This is a genomic window from Paractinoplanes deccanensis (genome assembly GCF_016862115.1).
In the GTDB taxonomy this organism is placed as follows: Bacteria; Actinomycetota; Actinomycetes; order Mycobacteriales; family Micromonosporaceae; genus Actinoplanes; species Actinoplanes deccanensis.
This window is the reverse complement of the sequence record NZ_BOMI01000189.1, coordinates 72,572-84,689: the sequence shown is the minus strand read 5'-3', so window position 1 is coordinate 84,689 and position 12,118 is coordinate 72,572. Positions and strand designations below refer to the sequence as shown.

Genomic DNA, 12,118 nt, shown 5'->3' with positions numbered 1-12,118 from the left:
GCGGCCGGAGTAGCGGTGGGCGAGGTGGCGGGCCAGCGGCAGCCACGCCTCGATCGCCCGGTCGCGCAGGGCGGCCCGGGACGGGTGACCCGCCGGCATGGCGGCCATCGCGTTCAGCAGCTCGGCGGCGCTGTCGGCGGGCGCCTCGGCACCGGCGGGGATCGCCTCGGCCTCGGTCGCCTCGGCGGCGGAAGCGGCGGTCGTCTCGGTGACGGTCATGCTGTGGTCCTCCCTGGCACCTGTCCGGAGAGCCGGTCCTGCTCGGTGGCAGGACCCGTTCGGTCGGGTGTCCCTATCTACAGGTCGACGGTGATCTATCCGGTCTCCATCGACCCGCACACGTGGCCGTTCGGATATGACGACCTTAGCCGAGAGGTCGAGAAAAGACTAGCCGAAAGTATGAGTTACTTTGCGTGATAGCAAGTATACGCAGCGGATCTTGCCGAGCGTGAATGGATGGGCGCGTTCCGGGCACGCCAGGAAACATGACTTTCGCGGTAGTGACCGGTGCCTCGAGCGGCATCGGATATGAGCTGGCACGTCAATTCGCACAGAACGGCTTCGATCTGCTGGTCGTGGCCGAGGACGCCGACATCGAGCAGGCGGCCGCCGACCTGCGCCGCGACGGCGAGCGTGAGGTGACAGCGGTCCGCGCCGACCTCGCCACTTTCGAGGGAGTGGAGCAGGCGTACGCGGCGATCCGCGCGGCCGGCCGCCCGGTCGACGCCATCGCGCTGAACGCGGGCCGCGGCATCGGCGGCGACTTCGCCCGGGAGACCGATCTGGAGGACGAGCTCGACGTCATCGCCGTCAACGTGACGTCGACAGTGCACCTCGCCAAGCGGGTCCTGCCCGACATGGTCGCCCGCGGCGCGGGGCGGGTGCTGTTCACCTCGTCGATCGCGTCGATGATGCCCGGCACCTACCAGGCCGTCTACAACGCGTCGAAGTCGTTCGTGCAGTCGTTCGCCGAGGCGGTGCGCGCCGAGCTCAAGGACACCGGGGTCACCGTGACCTCGCTGATGCCCGGCCCGACGGACACGCAGTTCTTCGAGCGCGCCGAGATGATGGACACGCGCGTCGGCACGAGCAAGAAGGACGATCCCGCCGAGGTGGCCGAGCAGGGCTTCAAGGCGCTCATGAAGGGCGAGGAGAAGGTCGTCGCCGGATCGCTCATGACCAAGGTGCAGGGCGCGGCCTCCAAGGTGATGCCGGACAAGGCCAAGGCGGAGATGCACCGCAAGATGGCCGAGCCGGGCAGTGCAAAAACGGATTAGTCCGTACGTCGGCGCGAGTGGTCTGCTCGGGCCAGTGTCAGGAGGCGCAGAACGGGCAAGATGGACGTCATGACTTCGCTCCGCGTCTCGACGCCGTTCCCGGCGGCCTCGGAGCTGCGCTGCTGGACATTGGACAGGTTCGGCGAACTGCGCGGTTTGCGGGCGGCCCTGCGCGAGGCGATCGCGCAGGTGCCCGCGGCCGCGCAGGACGACCTCACCGACAAGGTCGCCGTGGTCGCCACCGAGCTGGCGACCAACGCTCTGCGGCACGGGCTGCCCCCGACCGAGGTGCGCCTGCTGCGGCAGGACGACCGGCTGATCATCGACGTCGCCGACCATGACCTCGAGGCCGTGCCCCGGCTGGCCGAGGGCCGCCCGCTCGGCGCCGGCGGCCTCGGGCTCCAGCTCACCCGGACCTTCGCGATCGACGTCGGCTGGTACATGACGGAGGACGCCAAGCACGTCTGGGCCAGCTTCCCGGGCTGATTCGCTCAACTGCTGGTAGAAAAGGCCCGTGACGGACTCCTACGCGATCGGCCAGGACCGGACGGCCGACGGTACGGCCACGGTCCTGAGCATCGGCGGCGAACTGGACATCAACGCCCGCGACGACCTGCGCGAGGCGATTCTCGGCGCGGTCGGCCGCGGCGACCTCGTCGTCGACCTCGGCGGCGTGACCTTCCTCGACTCCGAGGCGCTCGGCGCGCTGATCGACGGATACAACGCGGCGACGGCCGCCGGCACCGGCTTCCGCGTGGTCGGAGCCACCGGCGTGGTCGCCCGCGTTCTCGCCGTCTCGGGTGCGGGAGAGCTGTTCGCCTCGTAGTCTCCCGCGGTGTACTTGATCATTTCGGCGCTCCTGCTCGCCGGGGTCCTGGCCTTCGCGGTGGTGCGCCCGCGCGGGTTGCCGGAGGCGGTGGCGGCGGTGCCCGCGGCCGTGATCGCGGTCGGCGCCGGCCTGGTGCCGCTGCGGGACGCCACGGCCGAGCTGCGCGAGCTCGGCCCGACGGTCGGCTTCCTCGCCGCGGTCCTGGTGGTCGCGCATCTCGCGGACGAGCACGGCGTCTTCCGGTACGCCGGGCGCGTCGCCGCCCGGATCAGCCGCGGCAGCCCGGTGCGGCTGCTCGGCGCGGTCTTCGTGGCGGCGGCGCTGACGACCGCGGTGCTCAGCCTGGACGCGACGGTGGTGCTGCTCACCCCGGTCGTGCTGGTGACCGCGGCGCGCGCCGGGGTGCGGTCACGGCCGCCCGCGTACGCGTCGGCGCACCTCGCCAACTCCGCGTCGCTGCTGCTGCCCGTCTCCAACCTGACCAACCTGCTCGCCTTCGCGGCCAGCGGCCTCACGTTCCTCGGCTTCGCGGCGGTGATGGCGCTCCCGTGGATCGTCGTGGTCGCCGTCGAATACCTGGTCTTCCGCTGGTTCTTCCGCGCCGGCCTGCGCGAGCGCGTGGAGCCGCGTGCCGGCGGCGGGGACGGGCCGGCGCCCGGCTACGCGCTGGCCGTGCTGGGGTTGACGCTGACCGGCTTCGCGGTGGCCCAGCCGCTCGGCGTGCACCCGGCGTGGGTGGCGGTCGCGGGTGCCGTCGCTCTCGCCGTACCGCTGCGGTCGTCGCCCTTGACCCTGCTGCGCGAAGCCAATCCCGCGTTCTGCGCGTTCGTCCTGGCGCTCGGTGTGGTGGTCGCGGCGGTGCGGGCGCACGGGCTCGGCGGGCTCGTGGAGCATCTGGTGCCGGACGGCGCGGGACTGGGCGAGATGCTCGCGATGGCGGGGCTCGCGGCGCTGCTCGCCAACCTGCTCAACAACCTGCCGGCGACGCTGGTGCTGCTGCCCGGGGTGGAGTCGTCGCCGGGGCTGCTGCTGGCGATGCTGATCGGGGTCAACGTCGGCCCGAACCTCACCTATGTGGGCTCGCTGGCCACGCTGCTGTGGCGGCAGATCCTGCACGAGCAGGACGCGGCGCCGGCCGCGCGCGACTTCCTGCGGCTCGGCCTCGCGACCGTGCCGATCGCGCTGGTCTCGGGGGTGCTGGCCCTGTGGGCCGCGCTGCGCGTCACGGGGCACTGAGCCAGGCGCGTCGCGCGCCGCCGGGCATCGGCCGGGCAGCCGCACGGCGGCCGTCCAGAGTGGCCGGACGGGAGCTCAGGGGCGCACCCCTGCCGTCGCGGCCGGGATCGGCCCGGGGAACGGCCGAGGTGATCCGGTGGGGGATTCGCCGGCGGGGGTGCGTCCAACGCAGTCAGTCTTATCGATGAAACGTGTTACAGGCAAGTAAACCGAGTTGCGGAACTACCGGCTCGCCGGAGGAGCTCCACCGCCGCCCGCCGGCGTGGTGGTGGTGTCCACCTTCGCGGTGAGCGCGACCCGATAGCCGTTCGTCACGTCGCCCGAGACCGTGGCCAGTTGCAGCACGCCCGAGTCGTCGCCGAAGACGTTGTCGCTCGACAGGCTGACCTGGGCCAGATTGGGGACCGACGCCGAGTAGCCGGTGGTCGCGTAGACGGCCTCGCAGGTCGCCTTGGGGAGCGCCACCTGCGAGGTCGCGATCGCCTTGGTGGCGTCGGTGATGTCCGCCTTGCCGGGGTAGACCTCGAAGTGGATGTGCGGCCACCGCCCGCTGTAGCAGGCCGGGAAGATGCTGGTGAAGGTCACCTTGCCCGAGCCGTCGGCCACCTGGACGCCGCGCAGGTAGTTCTGATCGGTGACGCCGTCGGAGTACATCGAGTACTTGCCGTCCCGGTCGCAGTGCCACACGTAGACGGCGACATCGGCGAACGGCTTGTCGTCGTTCGCCATGTCCGAGATCGTCAGCTCGAGCGTCATGGCGACACCCTCGGCGGTGCCGCTCGCCGTGCCGAAGCTCGACCGGATGTCGCTGCGGATCACGCCGCTCTGCTCGAGCACGTCCGGCCCGTTCGACCCGTCGCCCGGGTAGGGCCCGGCGGTCTCGTCCGGGATCTCGCCGCTGGTGGTGGTGGCGGCGGCGGTGGTCGTGGCGGAGGTGCTGGTCGACGACGTCGAGTCGCCGCAGGCGGCCAGCCCGAGGACCGCCGCGCCGACGCCGAGGCCGCGCAGCATCATCCGCCGGCTCATCAGGGTGCCCAGGTCGAACCCGAGCCCCTGGTCGACGACCTCCTCGTCGGGGCGGGGGAGTCGCCTTCCCTCGTACCGTTGCGTCATTGGCTCGCTCCTCGTCGTGGTGCCGCACCCGTCGAGAAGACCCTAGGGCGATTTTTTGTGGAAACGATGTGATTGTCCTGTCCGTTGCCCGACCGAGGATGTTTTCCTACCGGTTTTGAAGAGATAATTCTGCCGGACTGTTGACGGAAAAATTCGGCCCGCCCTACGGTGGCGACGTGTCCGGGTCCGGAGGAGTACATGCGCTGGTCAGGCGCGCTCACGAAGAGCGCGTGCTGTCGATCCTGCGCGAGCGTGGCGGCCTGAGCCGGGCACAGATCGCCGCCCGCTGCGGTCTGTCGCGCACGACGCTCAGCGAGATAACCGGCGACCTGCTCGCCCGCGGCGCGATCGTCGTCGTCACCACCGACGCCCGGGAGCGCGCCGGCAGCGGGCGCCCCGCCGAGCTCCTCGCGCTCGACCCCCGCTCGGGACAGTTCCTCGGCGTCGACCTCGGGCACAGCCGGGCCCGCGTCGCGGTCGCCGATGCCGCGCACGAGGTCATCGCGAGCGAGGCGGTCGCCTATCCGCCGGACAGCCCGTGGCCGCGGCGGCTGGCCGCCGGTGTGGAGCTCGTCGAACGGCTCTCCCGCGAGCAGGGCATCACGCTCGCCGCGCTCCAGGGCATCGGTGTCGGCGTCGCCGGTCCCTGTCCGGCCGATGGCTCCCGGGCCGACGTGCTCGCCGCGTTCGCCGAGCGGTTCTCCGCGCCGGTGATCGTCGACAACAACACCCGCTTCGCCGCGCTCGCCGAGTCCGGCGACACCATCGGGGCGAGCGACGTGCTCTACGTGCGGCTCGCCGACGGCATCGGTGGCGGGCTCGTGGTCGGCGGCCGGCTGGTGCCGGGCGCGCGCGGGGCCGCCGGCGAGTTGGGGCACGTCAAGATCGACCCCGAGGGCGGCCTCTGCCGCTGCGGCAAACGCGGCTGCCTCGAGACGGTCGCGTCCGTGCCGCCGGCGCTGGCCGCCGCCGGCGTCCGCGATCTGGAGGAGCTGGCTGCCCGGCGCGACGAGCCCCGGGTGCGCGCCGCGATGGACCGGGTCGCCGGCGCGCTGGGCCGGGTGCTGGCCGACGCCGCGCTGGTCCTCGACCCCGAGCAGATCGTGATCGGCGGTCCGCTGCCGCACGCGGTCCCGGCGATCGTCGAGCGGGCCGGCGAGGTGATCGCGGCCGAGCTCGTCCCGGCCGGCGGTCCGGGCCCCCTGATCCGTGCCGCCCGCCTCGGCGACGACGACGGCGCCCGCGGCGCGATCGCCGCCTGCTGCCGGCAGTCCCCGCTGCTCGACGACTACCCGTCCCTCTCCGGAAACCCTTCATGACCGCCGCCCACATCTTTCTTCTCCCCGGGAGCCGCTCGTGACCGTCGTGCAGGCCGACGCCGAGGTGGCGACCGCGAGCGCGCCCGCGCCCGGGCGCCGCCGCGGCGTACCCAAAGCGGTTCTGAACTTGATCTCTGTTGGTCTCGGCATCGCGATCTGGTGGGGCTTCTCGCTGGCCGGCCATGACATTCCGGCGCCGCCCGAGGTGCTGAGCCGTGGGCGGGAGTTGGTCGCCGACGGCACCCTGCTCGACGACGTGCTGGCCAGCCTCGGCCGGGTGCTCGCCGGCTTCGTGCTCGGTGTCGCCCTCGCCGTGCCGGTCGGCTTCCTGATGGGCTGGTACGGCATGGTGCGCGGCCTGATCGAGCCGTGGGTGCAGTTCTTCCGCACCATCCCGCCGCTCGCGATCATCCCGCTCGCGGTCGTTCTCCTGGGCATCGGCGAGACTCCGAAGATCTTCGTCATCTTCCTCGCCTCGTTCTTGGCCTGCGTGATCGCCACGTTCCAGGGTGTGGTCGGGGTGGACAAGACGCTGATCAACGCGGCTCGGGTGCTCGGCGCCAGGGACGGCACGATCTTCGCGCGGGTCGTGGTGCCGGCGTCGACGCCGTTCATCCTGGTCGGCATGCGGGTCGGGCTCGGCTCGTCGTGGGCCACCCTGGTCGCGGCCGAGCTGATCGCGGCGCAGCAGGGCCTCGGCTACCGCATGCAGAGCGCGCAGCTCTACTACGACCTGCCGACCATCTTCGTCGGACTGATCAGCATCGGCGTGCTCGGCCTGCTGATGGACCGGATCCTCCTGTTCGCCGAACGGCGTCTCACCCATTGGCAGGAGCGCCGATGATCAAGTTGCAGCATGTCCGGAAAGTCTTCGCCGACGCCAATTTCACCGCCCTCGGCGACGTCTCGCTCGACATTTCGGACAATGAGTTCGTCACCGTGGTGGGGCCGTCGGGCTGTGGCAAGACCACGGTCATGAACATCCTGGCCGGGCTCGACTTCCCGACGGGAGGGCAGGCCCTGGTCGACGGGGAGACAATCTCCGGACCCGGCCCCGACCGCGGCGTGATCTTCCAGCAGTACGCCCTCTTCCCGTGGCTCACCGTGCGCAAGAACGTCGAGTTCGGGCTGCGCACGGCCGGCGTGCCGCGGGCCGAGCGCCGCCGCACCGCCGAGCACTTCATCGACCTGGTCGGCTTGAGCGACTTCGCCGACGCGCTGCCCCGCACCCTGTCCGGGGGCATGAAGCAGCGCTGCGCGATCGCGCGCGCCTACGCGGTCAACCCCTCGATCCTGCTCATGGACGAGCCGTTCGGCGCGGTCGACGCGCTCACCCGCGTGCGCCTCCAGGAACAGCTGCTCCGCACCTGGAGCCAGGAGAAGCGCACCGTCGTCTTCATCACCCACGACGTCGACGAAGCCGTCTTCCTCGCCAACCGGGTCGTCGTGATGGCGGCCCGCCCGGGCCGGATCGTCGAGGTCGTCGACGTCGATCTGCCCTACCCCCGTACCGAAGAGATGCGGCTCAGTCCCGCCTTCACGGCGCTGCGCAATCGCGTGTGGAGCGCCGTCTATCACCAGGAGACCGTTGCATGAAACGCGTCCTCGCGGCCCTCGCGGCCGCCTCCCTCCTCCTGCTTTCGGCGTGCGGATCAGCCGATGACAACTCGTCGGCCGGCGGCGCCGTGAAGGTCAACTTTGGGTACATCGCCGACTACAACGGGAGCAGCCTGCTCGCGGTCGCCGACGACCAGAAGCTCTGGGCCAAGCACGACGTCGAGGTGAGCATCAAGGTCTTCACGAACGGCCCGCTCCAGATCACCGCCCTCAACGCCGGCGACCTCGACTTCGGCTACATCGGCCCCGGTGCGATCTGGCTGCCCGCCTCGGGCAAGGCGAAGATCGTCGCGGCGAACTCGCTCGGCAACGCGGACCGGGTGATCGCCCAGCCCGGCATCACCGACCTGGCGCAGCTCAAGGGTAAGAAGGTCGGCGTGCCGGAGGGCACCTCGGGCGACATGATCCTGACCCTGGCGCTGAAGAAGGCCGGGCTCACCAACGACGACATCCAGCGCGTGCCGATGGACGCCGCCACCATCGTCTCGGCGTTCGCCGCCGGCCAGATCGACGCGGCCGGCATCTGGTATCCGCTGCTCAACAACATCAAGCAGAAGAAGCCGGGCCTGGTCGAGCTGGCGAAGGACAGCGACTTCGAGGGCGAGTTCTCGTTCCCGACCGCCTTCGTGGCCTCGAACGACGTGGCCGAGAAGAAGAAGGACACGGTCACCAGGGTCGTGCAGGTGCTGCGCGAGGCGATGGACTACCGGGCGGCCAACCCCGACAAGACCATCGAGCTGACCGCGGCGCTGCTCAAGCAGCCGGTCGACGCGGTGAGGGCGGACGCGGCGAACAGCAAGATGCTCGACTCGAAGACGCTCGACGGCTACACGGCGGACGGCACGATCGACAAGTGGCTGACGGCGCTCGGCGACTACTTCGTCGACGCCAAGAAGCTGCCGTCCAACCCGGACCCGAAGACCTACTACCTGGGCGACGTGTTCACGGGATGAACTTTCTCTTCCTCATGACCGACCAGCACCGGGTCGACACGCTCGGGGCCTACGGCAACACCCGGGTCTGCACGCCGAACCTGGACCGCCTCGCGGCCACGGGGACGCGGTTCGACCGGTGGTACACGCCGACGGCGATCTGCACGCCGGCGCGGGCCAGCCTGCTCACCGGCCAGGCGCCGTTCCGGCACAAGGTGCTCGCCAACCACGAGCGCAACGTCGGCTATCTCGAAGACCTGCCGGACGGCACGTTCACGTTCCCGCAGGCGTTGCGCGAACGCGGCTACAACGTGGGCCTGATCGGCAAGTGGCATGCGGGCACCGAGAAGGTGCCCGCCGACTACGGGTTCGACGGGCCACACCTGCCGGGCTGGCACAATCCGGTCGAGCACGAGGACTACCTGGCCTACCTGAAGGAGCACGACCTTCCCCCGTACGAGATCACGGATCGGATCCGGGGGACGCTGCCGAACGGCGGCCCGGGCAACCTGCTTGCCGCGCGGTTGCGGCAGCCGGTCGAGGCGACGTTCGAGTACTACATGGCGACGCGGACGATCGAGATGTTGCGCTCGTACGCCTTTTCGGGCGCGCCTTTCTACCTCGCCACGCACTTCTTCGGGCCCCACCTGCCGTACATCGTCCCGGACGAGTACTTCGACCTGATCGACCCGGCCCAGGTGGAGCTGCCGAAGTCGATCGCGGAGACGTTCGAGGGCAAGCCGCCGGTGCAGGCCAACTACAGCGCGCACTGGACGTTCGACACCATGCCGATCGAGGTCACGCGCAAGCTGATCGCGGTCTACCGGGGTTACGTGACGCTGATCGACGAGCAGGTGGGGCGGATCCTCGCCGAGCTCGACGCGCTCGGTCTCACCGACCGGACCACCGTCTTCTTCACGTGTGACCATGGCGAGTTCACGGGCTCGCATCGGCTGCACGACAAGGGTCCCGCCATGTATGAGGACATCTATCGGACGCCAGGGATGATCCGGATTCCCGGCGAGAGGCCGCAGGTGCGCCGGGAGTTCGTGAGCCTCCTCGACTGCACCGCGACGATCCTGGACCTGGCGGGGCTGGACACGTCGGGCGCTGTGGACTCGCGCAGCCTGGTTCCGCTGATTCGTGGAGAACGTCCCGAATGGCAGCCCGACATTCTCGGCGAGTTCCATGGGCACCACTTCCCGTACCCGCAGCGGATGCTCCGGGAGGACCGCTACAAGCTGGTCGTCAACCCCGACTCGACAAACGAGCTCTACGACCTGGAGCGCGACCCGGACGAGCTGATCAACGTCTACCGGCATCCGGAGATGGCACCCGTGCGAAAGCGCATGACGCGGCGGCTCTACGCCCTCCTCAAGGAGCGCGACGACCGCTTCTACCACTGGATGACCTCGATGTACGACGTCGGCGAGGTCGACCACGACCCCACGCTCAGTGGGCTGGACGAATCGTCGTACCGGTGAACATCGTCATGATCCTGACGGACGACCACGCCGCGCATGCGATCTCCGCGTACGGGTCGGCCGTCGCCGCGACGCCACGGATAGACGAGATCGCCGCGCTCGGCCGGCGCTTCGACAACTGCTTCGCGACAAACTCGCTCTGCTCGCCGTCGCGGGCCAGCATCCTGACCGGCACCTACAGCCACGTCAACGGGGTGACCACGCTGGTCACCCCGATCGACGCCGCGCAGCCGACGTTCGTGTCGCAGCTGCGGGAGGCCGGCTACCGCACTGCCATGATCGGCAAGTGGCACATGGGGGACGGGCCGGGCCACGACCCGCAGGGCTTCGACTACTGGGACGTGCTGATCGACCAGGGGGAGTACGTAGACCCACGGTTCCTCTCACCCTCCGGCCTCCGCACGATCCCGGGGTACGCCACCGACATCATCACCGACCTGGCGCTGGCCTGGATCTCGTCGCTCGGCGCCGGCGAGCCCTACTGCGTGCTGATCTACCACAAGGCACCGCACCGGCCGTGGATCCCGTCGCCGGCCCACCGGCACCTGTACGAGGATCCGATCCCGCTCCCGGCCACCTTCGGCGACGACTACGCCACCCGCACGTCGTCGGCCCGCCGCGCGGCCATGCGGATCGCCGAGCACCTCACGCTTGAAGACCTCAAGGAGGCGCCGCCCGCCGGGCTCTCCTACGACGAGGAGGCGCTCTGGAAATACCAGCGGTTCATGCGGGACTACCTGCGCTGCGTCGCCTCGGTGGACGACAACGTCGGCCGGGTCGTCGATTTCCTCCGCGCCCGCGGCGAGTTCGACGACACCCTTCTCTTTTACGCCTCGGACCAGGGCTTCTTCCTCGGCGATCACGGCTGGTTCGACAAGCGCTTCATGTACGAGGAGTCGCTGCGGATGCCGCTCGTCCTGTCGTGCCCGAGCCGTGTGTCGCCGGGCGTGGTGGACGAGATGGTCACCAATGTGGACTGGGCGCAGACAATCCTGGAGGCGGCCGGCGTGCCGCCGCACCCGCGGATGCAGGGCCGCAGCTTCTGGCCTCTGCTGACGGACTCCGCCTACGCGGCGGCCGACGGCGTCTACTACCGCTATTGGGAGCACGACGACGTCTTCCACAAGGCGCCGGCTCATTACGGCTATCGCACCGGGCGATACAAGCTCATCTACTTCTACAACGACGGGATGGGACTCCCGGGCTGCGGCTGGGGGGCCTATCCGCCGGAGTGGGAGCTGTACGACCTGGTGGCGGACCCGGCCGAGGTGCGCAACGTGTACGACGACCCGGCGTATGCGGTCGTCCGCGAGGAACTGAAGGCCGCCATGTGGCGGGAGCAGGCCCGTCTCGGTGACGAGCCGCATCCGAGCCAGCCGAAGCCGGTGGACGCGTGAGCGCCGCCTGTTGCAGTCCGTCCGCCGGCCGGCCCGGTGTCGCGGCGCCGGCCTTTCTGCCCGCGCGGGGACGGCACCGGGTGCCGCAGGCGTCGATCCCGGCGCAGACCTTCGCCATGGGCGACGCGCACGGCGACGGTGCGCATCCCGACGGCGAGCGGCCGGTGCATCCGGTGCGGCTGGCGGCGTTCGACATCGACGTGACCGCGGTGACCGTTGCCGACTTCCGGGCCTTCGTGGAGGCGACCGGGTATCGCACCGAGGCCGAGACGTACGGCTGGTCGGCCGTCTTCCACCTGGCCGTCACCGACGAGTCCGCGATCGTGGGGACGATGGCCGGCACGCCCTGGTGGGTGGGCGTCTCGGGCGCCGACTGGGCACACCCCGGCGGCCCGTCCTCGTCGGCCGCCGGCGACCACCCGGTGGTGCACGTCAGCTGGAACGACGCGCGGGCGTACTGCGCCTGGGCCGGCCGCCGGCTGCCCACCGAGGCCGAATGGGAGTGCGCAGCCCGCGGAGGCGCGCCGTCGCTGCGCTACCCGTGGGGCGACGACCTGCCCGCGGAATGGGCCTGCAACATCTGGCAGGGCACCTTTCCGGCGGTGAACACGGAAGAGGACGGGTGGCTCACCACCGCGCCCGCCCGCTTCTTCGAGCCCAACGCGTACGGCCTCTACCAGCCGGTCGGCAACGTCTGGGAATGGTGTGCGGACTGGTTCTCGCCCACCTATTACGCGGTGTCCCCACGGGATGACCCGCCGGGTCCGCCGATCGGCGCGGCCCGGGTCATCCGCGGCGGGTCCTATCTCTGTCACGACTCCTCCTGCAATCGCTATCGCAACGCCGCCCGGTCGTCGAACACCCCCGACTCCTCGACGGGAAACACCGGGTTCCGCACTGTCGCCCGCTGAACC

Annotated in this window: 12 protein-coding genes and 1 pseudogene; 11 read left to right on the top strand and 2 right to left on the bottom strand. The window is 70.3% G+C overall.

The window, feature by feature from the left end; all coding sequences use genetic code 11:
* Positions 1 to 219 (bottom strand): annotated as a pseudogene (locus Ade02nite_RS44985) (RNA polymerase sigma factor SigF); the annotation flags it as partial.
* A 266-nt stretch (positions 220 to 485) separates the two neighbouring features.
* Here Ade02nite_RS44985 and Ade02nite_RS44980 point away from each other — a divergent pair.
* From Ade02nite_RS44980 to Ade02nite_RS44965, 4 genes are all read left to right on the top strand, one after another.
* A complete protein-coding gene (locus Ade02nite_RS44980; RefSeq protein ID WP_203777536.1) occupies positions 486 to 1,277 on the top strand; it encodes an SDR family NAD(P)-dependent oxidoreductase in 792 nt (263 codons plus the stop codon).
* Between the two features lie 69 nt (positions 1,278 to 1,346).
* Entirely contained in the window at positions 1,347 to 1,763 is a 417-nt protein-coding gene (locus Ade02nite_RS44975; protein ID WP_203777534.1) for an ATP-binding protein, read from the top strand.
* Positions 1,764 to 1,791: 28 nt separating this feature from the next.
* Positions 1,792 to 2,103 carry an STAS domain-containing protein gene (locus Ade02nite_RS44970; RefSeq protein WP_203777532.1) on the top strand — a complete coding sequence of 104 codons (312 nt, stop codon included), beginning with the start codon at positions 1,792 to 1,794 and terminating at the stop codon, positions 2,101 to 2,103.
* A 9-nt stretch (positions 2,104 to 2,112) separates the two neighbouring features.
* On the top strand, positions 2,113 to 3,342 hold the full coding sequence (locus Ade02nite_RS44965) for an SLC13 family permease (RefSeq protein WP_203777530.1): 1,230 nt from the start codon (positions 2,113 to 2,115) through the stop codon (positions 3,340 to 3,342).
* Positions 3,343 to 3,564: 222 nt separating this feature from the next.
* Here Ade02nite_RS44965 and Ade02nite_RS44960 read toward each other — a convergent pair whose 3' ends face one another.
* A complete protein-coding gene (locus tag Ade02nite_RS44960; protein ID WP_203777528.1) occupies positions 3,565 to 4,455 on the bottom strand; it encodes an intradiol ring-cleavage dioxygenase in 891 nt (296 codons plus the stop codon).
* 230 nt (positions 4,456 to 4,685) lie between these two features.
* Between Ade02nite_RS44960 and Ade02nite_RS44955 the strand changes: the two genes are divergently transcribed.
* Genes Ade02nite_RS44955 through Ade02nite_RS44925 form a run of 7 tightly spaced genes read left to right on the top strand, consistent with a single transcriptional unit; the run spans position 4,686 to position 12,115 of the window.
* Entirely contained in the window at positions 4,686 to 5,774 is a 1,089-nt protein-coding gene (locus tag Ade02nite_RS44955) for an ROK family transcriptional regulator (protein ID WP_203777549.1), read from the top strand.
* Between the two features lie 37 nt (positions 5,775 to 5,811).
* A complete protein-coding gene (locus Ade02nite_RS44950; RefSeq protein ID WP_203777527.1) occupies positions 5,812 to 6,618 on the top strand; it encodes an ABC transporter permease in 807 nt (268 codons plus the stop codon).
* Positions 6,615 to 7,370: an ABC transporter ATP-binding protein gene (locus Ade02nite_RS44945; protein WP_203777525.1), complete on the top strand. Its 756-nt coding sequence runs from the start codon at positions 6,615 to 6,617 to the stop codon at positions 7,368 to 7,370. Before Ade02nite_RS44950 ends, Ade02nite_RS44945 begins: the two co-directional genes overlap by 4 nt.
* Positions 7,367 to 8,344 carry an aliphatic sulfonate ABC transporter substrate-binding protein gene (locus Ade02nite_RS44940; RefSeq protein ID WP_203777523.1) on the top strand — a complete coding sequence of 326 codons (978 nt, stop codon included), beginning with the start codon at positions 7,367 to 7,369 and terminating at the stop codon, positions 8,342 to 8,344. Before Ade02nite_RS44945 ends, Ade02nite_RS44940 begins: the two co-directional genes overlap by 4 nt.
* The gene (locus tag Ade02nite_RS44935) at positions 8,341 to 9,807 is read left to right on the top strand and encodes a sulfatase family protein (protein WP_203777521.1); all 1,467 of its coding nucleotides are present in this window, start codon (positions 8,341 to 8,343) and stop codon (positions 9,805 to 9,807) included. The genes Ade02nite_RS44940 and Ade02nite_RS44935 overlap by 4 nt, the downstream gene beginning before the upstream one ends.
* Positions 9,804 to 11,204: a sulfatase family protein gene (locus Ade02nite_RS44930; protein WP_203777520.1), complete on the top strand. Its 1,401-nt coding sequence runs from the start codon at positions 9,804 to 9,806 to the stop codon at positions 11,202 to 11,204. Before Ade02nite_RS44935 ends, Ade02nite_RS44930 begins: the two co-directional genes overlap by 4 nt.
* A complete protein-coding gene (locus Ade02nite_RS44925) occupies positions 11,201 to 12,115 on the top strand; it encodes a formylglycine-generating enzyme family protein (RefSeq protein ID WP_203777518.1) in 915 nt (304 codons plus the stop codon). Before Ade02nite_RS44930 ends, Ade02nite_RS44925 begins: the two co-directional genes overlap by 4 nt.
* The last annotated feature ends 3 nt before the right edge of the window (positions 12,116 to 12,118 follow it).